The sequence below is a fragment of the Amycolatopsis sp. 195334CR genome (assembly GCF_017309385.1).
Classification (GTDB): domain Bacteria; phylum Actinomycetota; class Actinomycetes; order Mycobacteriales; family Pseudonocardiaceae; genus Amycolatopsis.
Map to the genome: position 1 here is coordinate 1,363,917 of NZ_JAFJMJ010000002.1, position 19,765 is coordinate 1,383,681.

The window sequence follows — 19,765 nt, forward strand, 5'->3', positions numbered from 1 at the left end:
GCTAGCCGAGGTGCCTGCCGTAGGGCACCGCCTTGACCAGCGTCGCGCGCACGGTCGCGCCACTGGGCACGGTGTAGGTCCGCGAATCGCCTTGGCGGGCACCGGTCATGGCGCGGCCGAGCGGCGAATCGGGCGAGTACACCTCGAGTTCGTCGGCCATCGACCCGTCGCGGACGCCGAGGAGGAAGGTCTCGGTGGTGTGCTCACCGTCGAAGCGCACGGTGAGCACCATGCCGGGTTCGGCGACGCCGTCGTCGGGCGGGGCCTGCCCGACGACGGCGCGCTGCAGCAGGCCTTCGAGTTCGCGGGTGCGTGCCTGCCGCCGCTGCAGTTCCAGCACGCGGTCCTCGGCGTCGCCGCTGTCGTCGGGGGCCGCGCGCAGTGCGCCGAGTTCGGCGCTGAGGCGGGTGTAGGCCTCGTCGGTCAGCCACACGGTTTCCATGGCATTTCCTCGTTCGTCGGGGTGTGGGTTGCCGCGCCGGCGGAGCAGGGTCGCGTTCGTGTCTTCGGCGAAGCCTGCCGCCACGCGCAGCAGGATGTCGCGTTCGGTGCGCAGCAAGGTGTTCTCGGCGCGGAGGAACGCCAGCTCGGAGTCCTCGGTGGAGGTCACCGGAGCGGGTCGAACGGTCGCAGGGCCTCGGACTGCTTGCCGGTGACGATGCGCTCGGCGAGCAGCCTGCCGGTGACCGGGCCCTGGGTGAAGCCCCACATGCCGTGCCCGCCCGCCACGAACACCCCCGGCGCGGTGGTCGCGCCGATGAGCGGGAGACCGTCGGTGGTGACCGGGCGCGGCCCGACCCACGTGCCGGTCCGCGCGGCCCAGTCCACGTCGTCGAAGAAGGGGGCCGCCGAGCGCACGATGGCCCGCACGCGCCGATCGTCCACCGGCGCGTCGGGGCCGCGGAACTCCATGGTCCCCGCGACGCGCATGCCGTCGCGGTAGGGCGTGCAGGCGACGCGGATGCCGGGCAGGTAGACCGGTTGCCGGATCGGCGAGGCGGTCGGGACGGTGAAGGAGTACCCGCGCCCGGCCCGCACGGGGACGCGCACGCCGAGCCGTTTGGCCAACCGGCTCAACCACGCCCCGGTGGCCAGAACGGCGACGTCACCGGACGCGGTGCCGTTGCCCTGGGAAACCAGCGTGACCGCGTCGCGCTGGGGAACGATCTCGCGGACGTCGAAACCGGTGCGGATCGTGCCGCCGCGCTTGCGCACCGAGTCCGCCAGCGCCTCGACGAAGTTGCCCGGGTCGACGAAGCGCTGACCGGCCAGCCGCACCCCGGCCCCGGCGCGCGCGGACAGTTGCGGCACCTCGGTGCCGACCTCGATGCCGGTCAGGGTGCGGTGGTCCACCGCCGCTCCCGCCGCGGTCATCCGGCGCAGCTCGGCCAGCAGGGGCGCGGTCTGCGCGGCGGACTCGAACACCGCGGTGACCGGTGCTTCGACGGTTTCGGCCGCCACCCCACCGCGGGTCAGTTCGTCGAACACGTCGAGGCATTCGTCGTTGAGCGCCAGGTTCCCGTCGACCACCCGGTGCCAGGCGGGCCAGGTGCAGTGCGCGGCGAACCGCAGCAGGAACGACCACAGCCCCGGGCTGACCGCCGGGGGCACGTGCAACGGGGCGTCGCGCTGGACGAGCGAGGCGAGCCCGGTGCGCAGGACCGACGGCTCGTTGAGCGGGATGGCGAGGCCGGGCGACAGCCAGCCGGCGTTGCCCCACGAGGCACCCGCGGCCACGCCGGTGCGGTCCAGCACGGTCACCCGCACGCCGTGTTCCTGCAGGAACCACGCGGTGGACAGCCCGACGATCCCGGCGCCCACCACGACGGCGGTTCGCGGCCTCTCCCCGGTGTTCTCAGTCATGGTTCGAGCATCACCGAGGCGGAGTGGGCGCGGGATGTACCGAACGCACAATCTCAGTGGCCGCGCTTGTAGGATCCGGACATGGTCAAGCTCGACCGGCTGATCACGATCCTCGGGACCTACGGCGCGCGCCTGGCCGGGTCCGGGGCGGATCGGGAGGCCGGATTGCACAGCGTCGCCCTGCACGACCCGGTCCGGCCGGGCTCGTCGGCGGGGGACGTCTTCCTGGCCGTCGGCGTGCCGACGCTGGCCGAGGCCGTCGAACTCGCCCGGGACGCCCAGGCGCTGGTGCTGGTCGCGCGGACGACCGAAGCCCCGCAGCCCGCGGCCGGGCTCGCCGTGCTGGTGGTCGAGCCGAGCGTGTCGTGGAGCCAGCTGGCCGGTGCGGTCTACGGGCTCGTGCTCGAAGGCCGGGAGACCGAGTCGGGCCGGGGCCCGGCGGACCTGTCCGCGCTGGCCGACACCATCGCGGCGGCGGTGGGCGGCCCGGTCACCATCGAGGACCAGCTGTCCCGGGTGATGGCCTATTCGAGCCAGCAGCACGAGGCCGACCGGGCCCGGCAGGACACCATCCTCGGCCGTCGCGTGCCGGACCCCATGCGCGCGCTGCTCGAACGGCAGGGCGTGTTCACCCACCTCGCGCGCTCGGACGAACCGCTGTACGTCCCGGCTTCACCCGAGCACGGGCTGCACGGCCGGTCGGTCGCCGCGGTGCGCGCGGGCAAGGAGGTGCTGGGCTCGCTGTGGGTGGTGCGCACCGAGCCGCTGGACGAGGCGCGGGCGCGCATCCTGGCCGACGGCGCGCGCACGGTGGCGCTGCACCTGCTGCGCTGGCGGGTCAGCGCGGATCTGGAGCGCCAGGTGGAGTCGGAGCTGGTGATCCAGCTGCTCGAAGGCGCCCCGGACGCGGAGGCGGCGGCCGCGAAACTGGGGTTGCCCACCGCGGGCCTGCGGGTCGTCGCCGTGCAGGCGCACACCGACGCCGAACGGCACGCCGGCCTGCTGCTCGCGTTCGAGCGGGCGACCACCGGGTTCGGGTGGTCGCGCGTGGGCCGCAGCACGTTGTTCGGCAACACCGTCTACACCGTGCTGCCCGCCGAAACGGACCAGGCGAGGCGCTGGGTGCGCGAACTGGAGCACGGCCTGCCCGCGCACCTGCGGCTCGTCGCGGGCGTGTCGGGGGAGTGCGTGGTCGCGGATCTGCCCGCCGGGCGGCGGGAAGCCGATGAATGCCTGGCGCTGCAAGAGAAACTCGGCCATCCTGACGCGCTGTCCTACGACGAGTCGTGGCACGAGGTGCTGCTGCAGCGCCTGCGCTCGGTCGCCGCGGTGGGGCGCGTCCCCGCGCGCGGCCCGGTGACACGCCTGGCCGCACACGACGCGCGCCACGGCACGGCGTACGTGCCGACCCTGCGCGCCTTCCTGGAAGCCCAAGGCGACCTGTCCCACGCGGCCACCACGTTGGCGGTGCACCAGAACACCATCCGCAACCGGCTGCGCCGGATCGCCGCCGTGCTGCCCGAAGCGGATCTCACCGATCCGGCGCAACGCCTGGCCATCCTGATCGCGATGGCCGTCAACGACTAGTCGTCCAGTGCTCCCGCGGTGAGGCGGTCGACCACCTCGGTGAGCAGGTCGACCCCGGCGCGGGCGTCCTCGTCCTTGGTCAGCTCGCCTTCGTTGTGGCTGATGCCTTCGACGCTCGGCACGAACAGCATCACCGTCGGCACCCGGCCGTTCATGTTCACCGAGTCGTGCCCGGCGATGGTCATGATCTCCCGGTGGGACAGGTCCAGCGCGTAGGCGCAGTCCCGCGCCAGCTTCACCCCCGCCGCCGGGAACGGCCGCACGCCCCAGTGGTGCGCGCCGGCCACCGAGATGGCGACCCGCGCCGCCCGCTCGATCGCCGGGATCCGCTCGTGCAGCATCGCGTTCGCCCGCTCCAGCACGCCCTCGTCCGGCGAGCGCAGGTCCAGGTGCAGCCGCGCCTCCCTGGCCACGGTCACCGGGCTGTTCGGCTCCACGGTCAGCTGTGACACCGAGGTGTGCAACGGAGCGTCCGATGTGGACAGTGTGTCGGCGATCTCGCGGGCGAGCACGGTCAGGTGCGCGGCCCCGAGCAGCGCGTCCCGCCGGTCCGCCATCACCGTGGAACCGGTGTGGCTCTGGTCGCCTTCGACGGTGAGGAAGTACTTGTGCGCCGACCAGGTCGCGTGCACCAGGCCGATGGTGTGCCCGGTGTCCTCCAGCACCCGCCCCTGCTCGATGTGGATCTCGGCGTAGGCGGCCACCTCGTCGATCGACGGCCCGCCGTCGCCGAGCTGGCCCAGTTCGGCGAGCCGGTCGCCGACGCGAACGCCCCCCAGGTCACGGGTGTCCAGCGCGGTTTCGGCGTCGAGCAGGCCGGTGTACACCGCGCTGCCCATCATGCTCGGGGTGAAGCGCGACCCCTCTTCGTTGAACCAGTTGACCACGCCGATGTTGTAGCGCGGCGTGCTGCCCGACTCCCGCCACCGCCCGGCCACGCGCTGCGCGGCGTGCGCTGCGGCCAGCACCCCGTACGCGCCGTCGTAGCGGCCGCCGAACGGCTGGCTGTCCAGGTGCGAGCCGATCAGCACGTACGGCGCGCCGGGCACGGCTTCGAGCAGGCCGAACTGGTTGCCGATCCGGTCGAAGCCGACCCGGAAACCCCGTGCGGTCAGGAGTTCGCCGAACCAGGCGCGCTGCGCGGCGTCGGCGTCGGTGGCGGCCTCGCGGTGCACGCCACCGCGTTCGGTGGCGCCGAAGGTGGACAGCTCGGCGAAATCGTCCAGGAAACCGCTGGTCATCGCGGCGCTCCTTCCGGTAGGGCCAACGGGCCGCGGGTACTGGGATCGGTGTGCAGGTGCAGCACCGCCGGGCCGGGACAGGCGAGCGCTTTCCCCAGCGCCTCCTCGAACTCGCCGGTGTGCGTCACGGTGGCGCCGAACGCCCCGTAGGCCTTCGCCAGCTCGGCGAAGTCCGGATTGGACAGTCCGGTGCCGCTGGGACGGCCGGGGTAGTGGGCCTCCTGGTGCGCGCGGATCGTCGCGTAGCAGCCGTTGTCCACGATCAGCACCAGCACCGGCAGGCACCGCTCGACGGCGACGGCGAGCTCCTGGCCGTTCATCATGAAGCACCCGTCACCGGCCACCGAGAGGACGCGCCGGCCCGGCTGGACGAGCGCGGCGGCGACGGCTGCGGGAACGCCGAACCCCATGGCGCCGTTGCGGGGCGCGAGCAGCGAGCCGGGCCGGTGGGCGGGCAGATAGCGCTGCGGCCAGATCGCGTGGTTGCCCGCGCCGTAGGTGACCACCGGATCGCTTTCCAAGGCACGCCGCAGTATCCCGAAGGCGGCGCCGAGGTCCACCCCGCGATCACCGTCCGGCAGGGGACGCGACCACACCCGGTGCGCCTCGTGTGCCGTGCGCATCGGGACGCGATCGGCGTCCGGCCGCACCAGCACGGCACGAGCCGCTGCCACGAATGCCGCCGGGGTCGCGACCACGGTCGCGTCCAGCCGCCCGGTGTGGCCGTGCGCGGCCGGATCCGGTCCGATGTAGACAGACGCGGCGTCCATGCCGAGGGTGTAGGAGTCGGTGGGCACGTCACCGCGCGGACAGCCCAGCCAGAGCTGGAGATCGCTGCCGCGCAGCACCTCGGCCGCCGAAGCGGAACGGCCGTAGCCGAGCGAACCGGCGTAGCAGGGGCTGTCGTGGTCGATCGCGTCGTAGGCGCGGAAGTCGGTGAGCACCGGCAACGCGGCGGCCTCGGCCCATTCGGCGAGATCCCGCGCGGCCTGCTCGGTCCAGCCCTCCCCACCGGCGACGACCACCGGCGCCTTCGCCTCGGCCAGCAGCGCGGCGACGGCGTCGAGGTCGGCGGGCGACGGCGCCGGGCGAGCGGGCGCGCGCGGCGGGAGCGTGACCCCGTCGGTCGGCTCGGTCAGGGTCGTCTCCGGCAGGCCGACCACCACCGGGCCCGGCCGCCCGGTCACCGCGACCTGCATGGCCTCGGCGACGATCTCCGCCGCGGCTGCCGGGTCGTCGAGCACGAGCACCCGCTTGGCCGTGCTGCCGAACCAGGCGTTCGGGTCGAACTCCTGGAACGACTCGCGGTAGCGCTGGCCCGCCGGGATCAGCCCGGCGAACAACACCATCGGCGTGGCGTCCTGCCAGGCGGTGTGCGCGGCGATGGCGGCATTCGCCGCGCCGGGCCCGCGGGTCACCATCGCCACCCCGGGACGGCCGGTGAGCCGCCCTTCGGCGACGGCCATGAAGCCCGCGCCGCCCTCGTGGCGGCAGACCACGGTGTCGATGGGGGAGTCGTACAGGCCGTCGAGGACGTCGAGATAGCTCTCGCCCGGCACGCAGTAGACGCGCTCGACCCCCGAGCGCTCCAGCTGGCGGACGACCAGGTGCCCGGCGCTGCACGGGTTCGGCACGGTTCCCCTCCCGGTTGGACGTGGCAGACCTCCAGCACACCAGCCGCCGGGGGCGCGGAGAAGCGTCGTCCGCCACGCGAACCGGCGCGCTCGTTGTGCAGACGCCCATCCCGGCCGGACCAAGTCGGTGCACCACGCGGTTTCGTCACCCCGGTCCCGTCTGCATGCTGTTCCGCACTGCACCCCGACCCGCGGACCGAGGATGTGCGATGAGCGAGAAACCCAGCCCCACCGGGGCCGCGACGGTGACCGACGCCGAGGCCAGGAAGGTGGCCTTCGGCGCGTTCGTGGGCACCGCGCTGGAGTGGTACGACTTCTTCCTCTACGGCACGGCCTCCTCACTGGTGTTCAACCGGCTCTACTTCGCCACCGACGACGCCGTGGTCGCCACGCTGGCCGCGTTCGCGTCGTTCGCCGTCGGCTTCGCCGCCCGGCCGCTCGGCGCGGTGATCTTCGGCCACCTCGGTGACCGGATCGGGCGCAAGAAGTGCCTGATCATCACCGTGACCATGATCGGCGTGGTCACCACGCTGATCGGCGTGCTGCCGAGCTACCTCTCGATCGGCGTCGCCGCGCCGATTCTGCTGACGCTGTTCCGGCTGCTGCAGGGGGTCGCGGTCGGCGGGGAGTGGGGTGGCGCGGTCACCCTCGCCGTCGAGCACGCCCCGCCGGAGCGCCGCGGCCGGTACGCCGCGATGCCGCAGATCGGTTCGCCGGTCGGCACGCTGCTTTCCTCCGGCGCCTTCCTCGCGGTGTCGACGCTGCCCGCGGAATCGTTCGACTCGTGGGGCTGGCGCCTGCCGTTCCTCGCCGCGTTCCCGCTGCTCGGCGTGGCGTTGTGGCTGCGCCGCCGGGTCGAGGAGTCGCCGCTGTTCGAGAAGCTGCTCGAAGAGGACGAGCGCGCCTCGTCGCCGGTCCGCCAGGTCTTCACCACCGCGTGGCCGCAACTGCTGGTCGGTGCCGGGACCGCGCTGCTCGGCGTCGGCGGCTTCTACCTGATCACCACCTTCGTCATCAGCTACGGCACCGCCACGCTGGGCATGCCGCGCTGGCTGCTGCTCACCGCGACGCTGGTCGCGGCCGCGGTGGAGATCGTGGTGCTGATCGCGGGCGGCAGGCTCGCCGAGCGGTACGGGCCGGCCAGGGTGACCGTGGCCGGGGCGCTGGGTTCGGCGCTCGTGGCGTTCCCGGCGTTCTGGCTGATCGACACCACCGCGGGGCTCGCGGTGATCACCGGGGTGACCCTGGTGACCGCGCTGCTGTCGGTGCCGTACGCGGTGTCGGGCGCGCTGCTCACCGAACTGTTCCCGGCCCGCCTGCGCTACAGCGGGGTCGCCCTCTCGGCCAACATCGCCGGGGTGGCCAGCGGGTTCGTGCCGCTGGCCGCGACCGCGCTGCTCACCCTCGGCGGCGGCAGTTCGGTGCTGCCGACTCTGCTGCTGATCGCGATCTCGCTGGTGACCTGCGGGTGCGGGCTCGCCGCGCCGCGGTTGTTCGCCGGTCGCGACGAGGTGAAGACCGCGGTCTGATCACCGGGGCTTGAGGGCTTCGGAGCAGGCGAGCGCGAGCAGCACCACGGTCGCCTGGTCCGGCACCGTCACGTCCCGCCCGGTCAGCTCGGTGATCCGGCGCAGCCGGTTGAGCACGGTGTTGCGGTGGCACCACAGTTCCTGGGCGACGGCGGTGACCGAACCGGTGCGCGCCCACGCCCGGATGGTGTCCAGCAGCCGTTCGCGCTCGGCGGGCGGCAGGGCGGACAGGCCGCCGAGCACCGAGGCGACCAGCTCCGGCCCGATGCCCCTGGTGCCGGCGAGCCCCGCCGCGGCCACCGGCAACCACGCGTCGTACGGATCCACCGGACCCGCCAGCTCGGGCAGCGCGTCCACGGCCCGCAGCGCGGTCCGCGCGCTCGACGGCACGTTCGCCACACCGTGCGCGAGCGGCCCCAGCACGCACGGAACGGTGTCGAGCAGGCCGCCCAGCGCGGAGCGGAGCGCGCGGATCCCGGCCGAGCCCGCGCCCGGCTCCGCACCCGTCCACCGGGCGAGCAGCACCACGTGCCGGGCCAGCACCTGCACGTGGACCGGGCGGCCCTGCGCGGCGAAGGTGTCCGCGACCCGGTGCAGCCGCGCCCCGGCCGAGGCGGGGGAGACCACCACGAGCAGGTCGTCGTCGACGTCGATGGCCAGGGCCCGCGCGACCCTGGCCACGTCGTCCGGCCCGGGTTCACCGAGCACGTGGCCGGGGCCGTCGACCTCGCCGAGCAGCGCGGCGACCAGCATCGACCGCTCGCCCTGGCGTTCACGGGCGATCAGCGCGCCCTCGTCCTGGTAGGCGAGCTGGACGTGCAGCGCGTGTTCCTCCACCGCCGCCCACACCCGGTCCACGCGGGCCACCAGCAGCGGCCCGTCCTCCGGCCCGGCCTGCTCGCGCAGGGCGTCCCAGACGATCCGGAAGTTCAGCCGGACCGCGGTGAGCAAGTCGTTGAGCGGGACCCCGCGGTGCGCCCGGTCGCGGCCGATCTCGGTGCCGAGCCCGGCCAGCCGGTCCGGCATCGGGGCGCGGCTGATCCGGCGCAGCAGGTAGTCGAAGGTGCGGGTGGCGTCGTGTTCCATCCGGTCGGTGGGCACCAGGCCGCGGGCGTACGGCGGCACGCGGCGGACCCGGATCAGGAAGGACTGGAACAGGGCGTCGGAGTCCCCGCGCAGGCGCGTGACCAACTCCGCCCAGCGGGCGTCGGCCGGCTCCGCACCACTGGGCATGTGCACACCCTACGACCGCGGTTCGACCCCGCACCATTCGGCGGTGAACAACGCGATGGCGGTGGTGATCCGCCGGATGGACTCGACCTCCACCCGCTCGTCGATGCCGTGGATCGCCTCGGAGACCGGGCCGTAGACCAGGCACGGCAGGTTGCCGTAGAGGGTGAACACGCGGCCGTCCAGGTAACCGGGCGTGGTGAAGGACTCCAGCTCGCTGCCGAACACCCGCTGGTGTGCGCGGGCCAGCACGCCCTCGGCTTCGGAGCCCTCCTCCAGCACGTACCCCTCGGCGAAGAAGCCCGACGGGGTGGCGACCACGGCGTCCGGCAGGTCGAACCGCGCGGCCGACTTGGCCAGGACCTCCTGGATCTCGGCCCACGCCTCGGCGGCGGGGGTGCCGGGGTAGAAGGCGGCGCGGACGGTGAACGTGCACTGGGCGGGCACGCTGGAGGGCCAGTCACCGCCGTTGATCACGCCGAAGTTGAAGTTGATCGGGTGCTCGGTGTCCTCGAAGTACCGGTGACCGTCCTTGCGCCGGTTCCATTCGGCTTCGAGTTCGCGGAGGTCGTTCATCACCGTGTAGGCGGCGTCGATGGCGTTCTGCCCGGTGTCCATCACGCGCAGGTGGGCGGGGACGCCTCGGACCTTGACGTCGAACCACAGCACGCCGACGTTGGCGCGGACGAGCTTGTCGTCCTCCGGCTCGGGGATCACGCACGCGTCGGCGGTGTACCCGCGCAGCAGGGCGGCCAGCGAACCGTTGCCGGTGCACTCCTCCTCGACCACGGACTGCACGTGGATCCGTCCGGTCGGCCGCAGCCCGGCGGCGGTCAGCGCGCCCAGCGCGAACAGGTTCGCGCCGATCCCGGCCTTCATGTCGGCGCTGCCCCGGCCGTGGAGCCAGCCGTCGACCACGCTCGCGTCCCACGGGGACCGGGTCCAGTACTCGTCCGGCCCGGTCGGCACCACGTCGACGTGGCCGTTGAGGATCAGCGACCGGCCGCGTTCGACCGGCGGGCGCCAGGTGCCGACCACGTTCTCCAGCGTGCCGGGGTCCACTGTGGTCGGTCCGTAACCCGGGTGCGCCCGCAACTCCGGCGAGTCGATCACCCAGCGGTCGATGTCGAAGCCCGCCTCGGCCAGTGCCGCCTCGATCAGGTCCTGCGCCCCGGCCTCACCGGTCCGCAGGCTCGGGCGGCGCACCAGTTCGGCGGTCCAGGCGAGCTGCTCGTCGAAGCGCTCGTTCACCGCCGCGACGATGCGCTCGGCGAGTTCCGGGTCGAGCATGCGGATCGTCCTCCGTCCGTCGTGGTCCGTTGCCTCAACGGTCACGCCGGGACGGGCCCGCGACAAGTGAGCCCCACACACACTTGCGGTTCCCGCCGGTGTGCAGATACACAGCGCTCAGGAGAACCAGTGCGCTCGCTCGGTCGCGGGCATGCGCTGGGCCATCGCCGGTTCCGGGGCGGGCTTGATCATTCCGGTGTGGGGCGGCCAGAGCGGCGCCGGCGCGGTGACCAGCGCGGCACGCAGCGACTCGATCGGCAGCGGCCGCCGGTAGGTCACCGTGCTGCTGCACGCCGGGGTCACCGCGACGAACGGGTAGAGCTCGCTGAGCTGGTGCACCCCACCCAGCAGGCGCTGGCCCGTGTGGTCGAGTTCGTCCTCGCCGACGCAGGGCTGCACGAGCAGGAAGTCGGTGTCGGAGAGGCGGGCCGCCCGGTCCATCGGCCGGAGGTTCGCGCGCAGCAGGTCCGCGATGTTCTGCTCGGTGTGCATGGCCGCGCGGGCGCCGTGCGAGTACTCCATGCCGCGCAGGTCCGCGACGCGCAACAGGGTCACGCCGAGGCCGACCGTGTCGGTGTCGGTACCGAGCCAGGACCGCAGGCCGTCCAGGGTGTGCAGGCCGGTCGCCGGGTCGCGGGCCTCACCGCGTTCGGCCGCCCGCTGCTCGCCTTCCGCGGTCAGCGCGTTGCGGGTGTCGACGAGGCGGGTGACCAGGTAGCGGAGCGAGTCCTCGGTGCGCTGCTCCACGTCCACGGCCGGTTCGCTGGTCACCGACTCCAGCACCGCGTCGATGCGGTTGCGCGCCACCGGCGGGAGCCGGTTGCCCAGCGCCTCCCGCAGCCGGACCACCTCGGCGTAGGCCTCGTCGCGGCGCATGCCCCAGCGCCCGTCGAACTCCCGCGCCGCCTCCAGCGTCACCACCCCGGGATCGACCTGGTTCAGGTCCTGCGCGATGACCGCGGCGCCGAACGACGGCGACAGCACGACGACCGACCACTCGCGCGCGAGTTCCTCGTTCGCGCGCAGCAGCACCGGGGTCACGCCCGCGGGGAGGTCCGGGCGGGACCGTTCGACCATGCCGACCACGGTGACCGAGGCGCGCTGCGCGATCCGGGCGTAGACCTCCTTCTCGCGCTCGAAGTAGGGCAGCCGCTGGAACATCGCGATCACCACCGCCTGCTCGAGCGCGCCGTCGGCCAGTGCCGCGCGCTCCACGGTGTGCGAGGCGATGACGAGCGCCCGTTTGGTGAGCCGGCCCGCTCTGCCGTACGACGGTGCAGTCATGGGGAAAACCACCTTCACGAAGCCCGCTGGGGCTGCGGAGGTTAGCAACCACGATCGGGCCCACGAACAGGTGACAAACCGCGCTCGCGTCACGGTCCGTCGAAGTCGTGGTACCGTCTGACCGTGCGGTCAGATAACTCACCGGAAGGTCAGCGGACCTTCGTGGACGTGGCGCGCCGGGCGCAGCTGGTGGACTGCGCGATCTCGGCGATCGCGGAAGTGGGGCTCACGCGGGCGTCGCTCGCGGAGATCGGCAAGCGGGCGGGGCTGTCCAAGGCGGCGATCCTGTACCACTTCGCCGGCCGCGACGAACTGATCGGCGAGGTGGTGATGACCGTGCTGCGGCGCGGTGCCGAGTACATGGCGGCGCGGATGCCCGCCGAGCCGACCCCGCCTGAGGAACTGAGGTCCTACATCGAGTCCAATGTGGAGTACGTCGCCGCGCATCGCGACGACGTCAAGGTGCTGGTGGCGATCGCGGTCGGGTTCACCGACGGTGACGGGAAGTCCAAACTGGACGCCGACGCCTCGGTCTACGACGCGAGCCTCGCGCCGTTGCGGGACATCCTCGGCCGCGGGCAGGCCGAAGGGCATTTCGGTGAGTTCGACACCCGGACCACGGCGATGACCATCCGCGCGGCGATCGACGCGATCGGGCCGCAGCTGACCGCCGTGCCCGAGCTCGACCTCGCCGCCTACGCGCGCGAGCTGGTCGCCCTGTTCGAGCGGGCGACGGCCCGATGACCGCGGCGCTGGAACTTTCGGGCCTGGTCAAGGTTTTCGGTGCGCAACGGGCGGTGGACGGGGTCGAGCTGACCGTGCCGGCCGGTGCGTTCTACGGTCTGGTCGGGCCGAACGGCGCGGGCAAGACGACCTCGCTGCTGATGGCCGTCGGCCTGCTCCGGCCCGACGGGGGCACCGCGCGCGTGTTCGGCCACGACGTGTGGCGCGATCCGGTGCGCGCCAAGGAACTCGTCGGCGTGCTGCCCGACGGCCTGGCGCTGCCCGAGCGGCTGACCGGGCGGGAGTTCCTGACCTACCTGGGTTTGCTGCGCGGGCTCGGGGCGGAGGTGGTCGAGCAGCGCGTGGCCGAACTGCTCGCGGTGCTCGAGCTGGACGCGACCGGGGTGTCGGTGCTGGAGTACTCCACCGGGATGCGCAAGAAGATCAGCCTGGCCGCCGCGTTGCTGCACGCGCCGAAGCTGCTGGTGCTCGATGAGCCGTTCGAAGCCGTCGACCCGGTGTCGGCGGCGACCATCCGCACCATCCTGGAGCGGTTCGTGGCGGGTGGTGGTTCGGTGGTGCTGTCCAGTCACGTCATGGTGCTGGTGGAGCAGTTGTGCTCGCACGTCGGGATCATCACGCGGGGCCGCGTCGCAGCGGCGGGGACGCTCGACGAGGTGCGCGCGGGGGAGAGCCTGGAGGCGCGGTTCATCGACCTGGCAGGCGCCCGAACCGGCGGACAGGAGGGCCTGGCGTGGCTGGCGAGCTGACTCCGCTGTCGGGGGCGGTGCGGGCCGCCGCGCTGACCGCACTGCCGCAGCCGGGGCGGCCCGGCGCGCTCACCTCGCTTTCGCGAGCGGGGCGGGCTGGCGAGCTGACGTCGCCGTGGCGGGCGAGGTGGGCTGGCGAGCTGGCCTCGCTATCTCGAACGGGAGGGTTGGCGTGGCTGGCGAGCTGAGCGCACTGCCGCAGCCGGGGCGGGCCGGTGCGTTCACCCCACTGCTGCACATGAAGCTCGCCCTCCTGCGAGCCTCGTTGACCGGCGTGCGGTCGATGACCACCATCCTCGGAGCCGTGGCGGGCCTCGCCGCGGCGGGGGGCACGGTGTGGCTGGCGCTCGACGCCCCACCCGACCTGCTCTGCCTGGTGTTCGCGGCCTGGGCGCTCGGCTGGCTGTTCGGCCCGGTCTTCCTCGGCGGGGGCGAAGCCGACCTGCGGCCGGAGTACTTCGCGGCCCTGCCGATCCGGCCGCGACGGCTCGCCACCGGGTTGTTCACCGCCTCGCTCGCCGGGGCCGGGCCGCTGGTCACGCTCGGCGCCTACAGCGCGGGCGCGCTCCACGCGACCACCACCGCCTCGATGGTCACCGCCGTGGTGCTGACGCCGGTGCAGGTGATCGTCGTGCTGCTGGCCTCGAAGCTGGTCACCGAGCTGACCCGGGCACAGCTCACCTCCACCGCCCGCGCCGTGGTGGCGGCACTCCCGTGGGCCGTGGCCGGGGCGTTCGTCGCCCAGTTCTGGTTGCTGCTGCCCGCTTTCGCCGGGCTCGGCGGCTTCCTGCCGTCGTTCTCCGTGGTGCTGCGCCTCCTGCCGTCCAGCTGGGGGCTGGTCGCGATCGACGCGGTGGCCCGCGGCGACTGGGCGTTCGCGCTCCTGCCGATCGCCGGGCTGATCACCGCGATCCTGCTGCTCGGCGCGCTGTGGTCACGGCTGATCGTCCGGCGCACCAGCGAGGTCAGCACCACCGCGGCCCGGGAACCCGGCCGGGACCTGGCCGCGCTCCTGCCGCCGACGCGGATCGGCGCGGTGGCGGCCAAGGAACTGCGCACCTGGCTCCGCGACCTCGACCGCGCGCTGTACCTGGCTTTCGCGTTGTTCTTCGGCCTGGCCGTGACGCTGGTTCCCCTGCTCGCGGGCGAACGCGCCTACCTGGCCGCGACCGGCTTGGTCATCGCGGTGCTCGCCACGAGCGGTTCCGCGCAGCTCTACGGCAGCGACGGCACCGCGCTGTGGCTCACCCTGCTGGTCCCCGGCGCCGAACGCGCCGACGTCCGGGGCAGGCAGCTGGCCTGGCTGCTGCTGACCGCCCCGGTCGCCGTGGTGGCCACGGCGGTGGGACTGCCGCTGAGCGGGGTGGACTGGGCGTGGCCGTGGGTGCTTTCGCTGCTCCCGGCGGCACTCGGCGCGGGCGCCGGGCTGGCCGTGCTCGTGTCGGTGTTCGCGCTGGTGCCGCAGGCCGATCCGAAGAACCGCGTGCGGGGCGCGGTCGGCGGGGACGGCACCGCCGGGCTCATCACCTGGGCGATGCTGCCGCTCACCCTGGTCGCGATCGCCCCGGCCGCGGTGCTGCCGCTGCTGGGTTCCCTGCTCGGGAACAGCGCGCTGAGCTGGGCCGGGGTGCCCGCCGGAGCGGCGATGGGCGCGGGCGCGGCCTGGTGGCTCGGCCGGCTGGGCCACCGGCGGCTGCGCGACGGCGGGACCGTCCTCCTGCAGGCCATGCGCAGCGGCCGAAGGCCCGCGCCGGCCGCGGTGCCGGAGCCGGAAATGCCCGCGCCGGACGGGGCGCCCGGGCTGCCGATGCTCGCGCCGGACGGGGAGGCCAGGTTGCCGATTCCCGCGCCGGACGGGGCGCCCGGGCTGGAAATGCCCGACGGCAGGGCGCTCGCGGCGTGGGAGCCGATGCCCGTCGGCAAGGCGCTCGCGGCGTGGGGGCTGTACCTGGCGGGCGCGGTGCTGGTCCTCGCGCAGGCCGTGGTCGCCTTCGCGCTGTCCCGCCTGGAAGTCCGCGAGCCGACCTGGTTCCTCGCGCTGCACCTGCCCGCCGGGCTCCGGGTCCCCGCCATGGTGGTGCTCGCGGTGGCCGGTGCGGGCGCGATCACCGGCGGATGGCTGCTGACCCGCCACCACGACAAGCCGTCCCGGAAGCGCTACCACCTCCCGTGACCAACCGGCTACGGTCTTCGGGGAAACGGAGTGGATGGGGGAGACCGTGGTATCACCAGCCGACGAGGAGCGCTTCCGGACGGGCCTCCGCGGGGCGATCGACCGGCAAGCCGCTTCGCGGCGCCGCGTGAAGCAGCGGCGGAACCGGCGGCGGCGGATCGTCGTTCTAGCCTTGATCGGCGTGGCGTTGGTGGTGTCCGTGGTCCTCACGCGCGAACTCCACTGGCTGATGGGGGCCGGTCTGTTCCTCTCCTTGGCCTTGCTCATCACGGTGAACGGCACCCGGGTGAAGGACTCCCGGGACGCGGAGAACAAGCGCGGCTGGTGGGGCCCAGGCGTCTGAGCACGCGTCACCGGGCGCCGCCTGGGTAACCCACCCCCATGACGAGCCTGAAGTCCGAAGTCAGCCTGGAGGTGCCCGTCGGCGCGCCCGCGATCTACGCGGTGCTCGCCGACGGCTGGTCCTACTCGTCCTGGGTGGTGGGCAACGCCCACATCCGCGACGTCGATCCGGAGTGGCCCGCGCCGGGCAGCCGGATCCACCACTCGGTCGGCGCCTGGCCGGTCAACATCAGCGACACCACGGTCGTGCGCGACAGCGTGCCGGACCGGCTGATCGACCTCGAAGCCAAGCTCTGGCTGCTCGGCACGGCCCGCGTGCGCATCTCACTCGAACCGCTCTCGGGCTCGTCGACGCGGGTGGTCATGCAGGAGGGCGCGCTGTCCGGCCCCGGCCGGTTGATGCCGGACATCCTGCAGCGGCTCCTCCTCGGCCCGCGCAACGCCGAAGCCCTCTCACGCCTGGCCGACTTCGCCGTGGGGCGGGCGCGTCAGCCCTGACGCAGCGGACGGCCGGGACGCAGCCCGGTCAGCCGGGAACGCAGCCCGCGAGGTGGCGGTGCCAGTGGCGGGTTCGCGTTCCCGGCGTGCTCGGCCCACCCGTCGAGCAGCTCGCGCAACGTCTCGGCGGAGGTGTGCCGCGGCGACCACGAGAGTTCCTTCTCGGCGCGGGAAACATCGGCGAGCGGCGCCTGGTCGGCCAGCGTCAGCCACCCGGGGTGCAGCGGCTGGAGCCCGCTGAGCCAGGACAGCCGCGCGGCCGGTTCCAGCACCGCGCGCGGCACCGGCACGCGGCGGCCGCCGACCAGTTCGGCGAGCCGGCCGGCGTCGAGCACCTCCGGGGACGCCAGGTTGAACGCACCCGTGGCCTCGCGCCGCAGGATGAGCCGGATCGCTTCGGCCACGTCGTCGGCGTGCACCAGCTGCAACCGCAGCCCGGACCACAGCGGCAGCGGGACGCGGCCGAGCACCCCGAGCGGCAGCAACGGGCTGAACAGCCAGCGGGCGAACTCACCGGCCGCCTCCCGCTGCGCGATGCCACACGGGCGCAGCCGCGCCAACGCCACTTCCGGGTGTACCGCGGCGAACTCGTCGAGCTGCTGTTCGAGCCGGACCTTGCTCCGGCTGTACGCGCTGGCGGCGATCCCGCCGAGCGGCCAGTCCTCGCCGACCGGCGTCCACCGCGGCGCGGGCCGGTAGGCCGCGATCGAGGACGCCACGACCAGCCGTGGCACCTTCGCCGCCGCGACCGCGTCGAGCACCGCCTTCGTGCCCGCCTCGTTGGTCCGCGACATCGGCGGGTCGTCGGCACCCGGCGAGATCGCCCAGGCCAGGTGCACCACGGCGTCGGCACCGGTGAACACCTCCCGCAGCACCGCCGGGGGAGTGGTGCCGAGATCGGCCGCCACCCACGGGCCCGCGGCCGGGCGGCGGGCCAGGCCGATCACGTCCTCGTCGTCGAGCAGGCGCCGCAACGCCGTGCCGACGTTGCCGCTCGCTCCGGTCACCACTACGCGCATCCCGCCCGGGTTGCCCGTCCGGAATGCGGGGAAACACGATTGGTGGCGGACGCGGCCGGGTAGAACTGCCGATATGACAGCGGACGCGGTGGTGATCGGAGCGGGCCCGAACGGCCTGGTCGCGGCGAACCTGCTGGCCGACCAGGGCTGGGAGGTCGAGGTACTGGAGGCCACCGGTGAGCCCGGTGGCGCGGTGCGCACCGCCGAACTGGTCGAACCCGGGTTCCGGCACGACCGGTTCAGCGCGTTCTACCCGCTCGGCGCGGCTTCCCCGGTGCTTTCGGCGCTGGACCTCGACCTCACCTGGCGGCACGCGTCCGAGGTGCTGGCGCACGTCCTGCCCGACGACCGTTCGGTCCTGCTGTCCCGCGACCTCGACAAGACCGCCGCCTCCGTCGCCGAGTTCGCCGAAGCCGACGGGGACGCCTGGCGCACCGAGTACGAGCAGTTCCGCGCCATGCGCGACCGCCTGCTGGACGCCTTGTTCACCCCCTTCCCGCCGATCCGGTCCGGGGTGAAGCTGGCCGCGCACCTGGGCGTAGCCGACCTGCTGCGGCTGGGCAGGCTCGCCACCATGCCCGTGCGCACCTACGGCACGCGCCGGTTCCGGGGCGAGGGCGGGCAGCTCCTGCTGGCGGGCAACGCGCTGCACACCGATCTCGGTCCCGGCCAGGCGGGCAGCGCGATCTTCGGCTGGCTGCTCGGCATGCTCGGCCAGGACGTCGGCTTCCCGGTGCCCGAAGGCGGCGCGGGCAGCCTGACCGCCGCGCTGGCCCGGCGGCTCGAAGCCCGCGGCGGCCGGATCACCTGCGACCGCCCGGTCACCCAGGTGCTCACCTCCGGCGGCGCGGCCACCGGCGTGCTCGACGCCACCGGCACGGTCACCCGGGCGCGGCGGGCGGTATTGGCCACCGTGCCCGCACCGGTGTTGTACGGCCGGCTGCTCGACCCCGCCGATCTGCCGTCCCGCCTGCGTGCCGACCTTGACTCGTTCGTCTGGGACGACGCCACGATCAAGGTGGACTGGGCGCTGTCGAAGCCGATTCCGTGGACCGCCGAGAACGTCCGCGGCGCGGGCACCGTGCACCTGGGCGCCGACCTGACCGGCCTCGGCGACTACAGCGCCGACCTGGCCGCGGGCCGGGTGCCCGAGCACCCGTTCCTCCTGCTCGGCCAGATGACCACGGCCGATCCCACCCGCTCGCCCGCCGGGACCGAGACCGCCTGGGCCTACACCCACGTGCCGCGCGGCAGGCCGTGGGACGCCGACGAACTGCGCCGCTTCGCCGACCGGATCGAAGCGGTGGTGGAACGGCACGCGCCCGGGTTCGGCTCGGCGATCCGCGGCCGGTACGTCCAGGGCCCGGCCGATCTCGAACGCGGCAACCCCAGCCTGGTGGAGGGCTCCACGAACGCCGGCACGGCCGCGGTCCACCAGCAACTGTTCCTGCGGCCGGTGCCCGGGCTCGGCCGGTCGGACACCCCGGTCGACCGGCTCTACCTCGCCGGTGCCTCGGCCCACCCCGGCGGCGCGGTGCACGGCGGCCCCGGTGCCAACGCCGCGCGCGCGGCGCTGGCCAGGAACCACCGCGTCGGCGGCACCGTCTACTTCGGACTGATCCGCGGGCTCAACCGGCTGGTGTACCGCTGATCACGGCGGGTCGTCCATCGCCTTGGTGTCGCGGGGTGGCAGGAACGGTTCCCGCTCCGGTGGCACGCCCTCCTCGATCCGGCCGCCGCGGGTCAGTTCGGCGTCGAACTCGGCGCCGAGCAGTACCGCGATGTTCGAGATCCACAACCACACCAGGAACACGATCACGCCGCCCAGTGAGCCGTAGGTCTTGTTGTAGGAGCCGAAGTTCGCCACGTACAGCGCGAACCCACCGGAGGCGAGCAGCCACAGCACCACCGCCAGCACTCCGCCGGGGCTGAGCCAGCGGAACCCGGGCTGGCGCACGTTCGGCGCCGCCCAGTACAGCAGCGCGAAGGCCAGGCTGATCAGCAGCGCGAGCACCGGCCACTTGGCGATGTCCCAGATCAGCACGCCCGCCGACCCGACGCCGAGCCAGCGGCCGAGGCGGTCGGCGATGCCGCCGGTGGCCACCACGCCGGCCGCGCAGATCGCCAGCAACAGCACCAGCGCGGCGGTCAGGCCCACCCGCAGCGGCAGCGTTTTCCACAGCGGGCGGCCTTCCTCCACCTCGTAGATGCTGTTGGCCGCGCGCATGAACGCGCCGATGTACCCCGAGGCCGTCCACAGCGCGCCCGCCAGCCCGATGAGCGCGAGCGGACCGGCCAGCCCGCGCGACCCCTGGAGTTCGTGGATCGCGCCGACCAGCAGATCGGTGCCCCCGCCGGGCCCGAGTCGTCCCACGGCGTCGGTCAGCACTCCGATGGTGCCCGGTCCGAGGAGGCCGAGCACCGCGCCGAGCACGATGATCGCCGGGAAGAGCGACAGCACGCTGTAGTAGGTCAGCGCCGCTGCCCAGTCGGTCAGGTTGTCCCGCTGGAACTCCTTGACCGTGCGCCGGAGCACCTGCCACCACGAGCGCCGCGACAGGTCGGTGGGGCCGTCCGCCACG

The 19,765-nt window shown here is 73.5% G+C and carries 17 protein-coding genes; 8 read left to right on the forward strand and 9 right to left on the reverse strand.

From position 1 onward, the window contains the following. Nucleotide 1: 1 nt before the first annotated feature. Together JYK18_RS29415 and JYK18_RS29420 are read right to left on the reverse strand one after the other, a co-directional pair. The gene (locus JYK18_RS29415) at nt 2-610 is read right to left on the reverse strand and encodes a GreA/GreB family elongation factor (RefSeq protein WP_307796118.1); all 609 of its coding nucleotides are present in this window, start codon (nt 608-610) and stop codon (nt 2-4) included. Next, entirely contained in the window at nt 607-1,863 is a 1,257-nt protein-coding gene (locus JYK18_RS29420; protein ID WP_206806688.1) for an FAD-binding oxidoreductase, read from the reverse strand. Before JYK18_RS29420 ends, JYK18_RS29415 begins: the two co-directional genes overlap by 4 nt. 81 nt (nt 1,864-1,944) lie before the next feature. Between JYK18_RS29420 and JYK18_RS29425 the strand changes: the two genes are divergently transcribed. Further along, nucleotides 1,945-3,450 carry a CdaR family transcriptional regulator gene (locus JYK18_RS29425; protein ID WP_206806689.1) on the forward strand — a complete coding sequence of 502 codons (1,506 nt, stop codon included), beginning with the start codon at nt 1,945-1,947 and terminating at the stop codon, nt 3,448-3,450. On the opposite strand, the gene JYK18_RS29430 is transcribed toward JYK18_RS29425, so the two are convergent. Further along, nucleotides 3,447-4,691: a M20 family metallo-hydrolase gene (locus JYK18_RS29430; protein ID WP_206806690.1), complete on the reverse strand. Its 1,245-nt coding sequence runs from the start codon at nt 4,689-4,691 to the stop codon at nt 3,447-3,449. The two genes, JYK18_RS29425 and JYK18_RS29430, sit on opposite strands and share 4 nt — an antisense overlap. Next, nucleotides 4,688-6,325, reverse strand: coding sequence for a thiamine pyrophosphate-dependent enzyme (locus JYK18_RS29435; RefSeq protein ID WP_206806691.1), 1,638 nt, complete (start codon nt 6,323-6,325; stop codon nt 4,688-4,690). Before JYK18_RS29435 ends, JYK18_RS29430 begins: the two co-directional genes overlap by 4 nt. Before the next feature lie 209 nt (nt 6,326-6,534). On the opposite strand from JYK18_RS29435, the gene JYK18_RS29440 reads away from it, so the two are divergent. Continuing rightward, entirely contained in the window at nt 6,535-7,854 is a 1,320-nt protein-coding gene (locus JYK18_RS29440) for an MFS transporter (RefSeq protein WP_206806692.1), read from the forward strand. Here JYK18_RS29440 and JYK18_RS29445 read toward each other — a convergent pair whose 3' ends face one another. From JYK18_RS29445 to JYK18_RS29455, 3 genes are all read right to left on the reverse strand, one after another. After that, nucleotides 7,855-9,087 carry a CdaR family transcriptional regulator gene (locus JYK18_RS29445; protein ID WP_206806693.1) on the reverse strand — a complete coding sequence of 411 codons (1,233 nt, stop codon included), beginning with the start codon at nt 9,085-9,087 and terminating at the stop codon, nt 7,855-7,857. Nucleotides 9,088-9,096: 9 nt separating this feature from the next. Beyond that, entirely contained in the window at nt 9,097-10,419 is a 1,323-nt protein-coding gene (locus JYK18_RS29450) for an ArgE/DapE family deacylase (protein WP_206806694.1), read from the reverse strand. Between the two features lie 72 nt (nt 10,420-10,491). Further along, nucleotides 10,492-11,658: a DICT sensory domain-containing protein gene (locus tag JYK18_RS29455; RefSeq protein WP_206806695.1), complete on the reverse strand. Its 1,167-nt coding sequence runs from the start codon at nt 11,656-11,658 to the stop codon at nt 10,492-10,494. Between the two features lie 123 nt (nt 11,659-11,781). Between JYK18_RS29455 and JYK18_RS29460 the strand changes: the two genes are divergently transcribed. The 5 genes from JYK18_RS29460 (at nt 11,782) to JYK18_RS29480 (ending at nt 16,164) form a co-directional block, all read left to right on the forward strand. After that, nucleotides 11,782-12,402 carry a TetR/AcrR family transcriptional regulator gene (locus tag JYK18_RS29460; protein ID WP_206806696.1) on the forward strand — a complete coding sequence of 207 codons (621 nt, stop codon included), beginning with the start codon at nt 11,782-11,784 and terminating at the stop codon, nt 12,400-12,402. Continuing rightward, nucleotides 12,399-13,151: an ABC transporter ATP-binding protein gene (locus JYK18_RS29465; RefSeq protein WP_206806697.1), complete on the forward strand. Its 753-nt coding sequence runs from the start codon at nt 12,399-12,401 to the stop codon at nt 13,149-13,151. The genes JYK18_RS29460 and JYK18_RS29465 overlap by 4 nt, the downstream gene beginning before the upstream one ends. Nucleotides 13,152-13,323: 172 nt before the next feature. After that, complete coding sequence (locus JYK18_RS29470; RefSeq protein WP_206806698.1) at nt 13,324-15,324, forward strand: hypothetical protein; 2,001 nt, start codon at nt 13,324-13,326, stop codon at nt 15,322-15,324. A gap of 34 nt (nt 15,325-15,358) precedes the next feature. After that, the gene (locus tag JYK18_RS29475; protein ID WP_206806699.1) at nt 15,359-15,667 is read left to right on the forward strand and encodes a hypothetical protein; all 309 of its coding nucleotides are present in this window, start codon (nt 15,359-15,361) and stop codon (nt 15,665-15,667) included. Nucleotides 15,668-15,705: 38 nt separating this feature from the next. Beyond that, nucleotides 15,706-16,164 carry an SRPBCC family protein gene (locus JYK18_RS29480; protein WP_206806700.1) on the forward strand — a complete coding sequence of 153 codons (459 nt, stop codon included), beginning with the start codon at nt 15,706-15,708 and terminating at the stop codon, nt 16,162-16,164. Here the strand turns inward: JYK18_RS29480 and JYK18_RS29485 are convergent. Then, a complete protein-coding gene (locus tag JYK18_RS29485) occupies nt 16,155-17,183 on the reverse strand; it encodes an NAD-dependent epimerase/dehydratase family protein (protein WP_206806701.1) in 1,029 nt (342 codons plus the stop codon). The two genes, JYK18_RS29480 and JYK18_RS29485, sit on opposite strands and share 10 nt — an antisense overlap. A 73-nt stretch (nt 17,184-17,256) precedes the next feature. Here JYK18_RS29485 and JYK18_RS29490 point away from each other — a divergent pair, with 73 nt between their 5' ends. After that, nucleotides 17,257-18,834, forward strand: coding sequence for an NAD(P)/FAD-dependent oxidoreductase (locus JYK18_RS29490; RefSeq protein WP_206806702.1), 1,578 nt, complete (start codon nt 17,257-17,259; stop codon nt 18,832-18,834). Here the strand turns inward: JYK18_RS29490 and JYK18_RS29495 are convergent, their stop codons facing one another. Continuing rightward, nucleotides 18,835-19,764 (reverse strand): YihY/virulence factor BrkB family protein, encoded by a 930-nt coding sequence (locus tag JYK18_RS29495; RefSeq protein WP_307796119.1) that lies wholly within the window; start codon nt 19,762-19,764, stop codon nt 18,835-18,837. It lies immediately after the preceding gene. Nucleotide 19,765 lies beyond the last annotated feature (1 nt).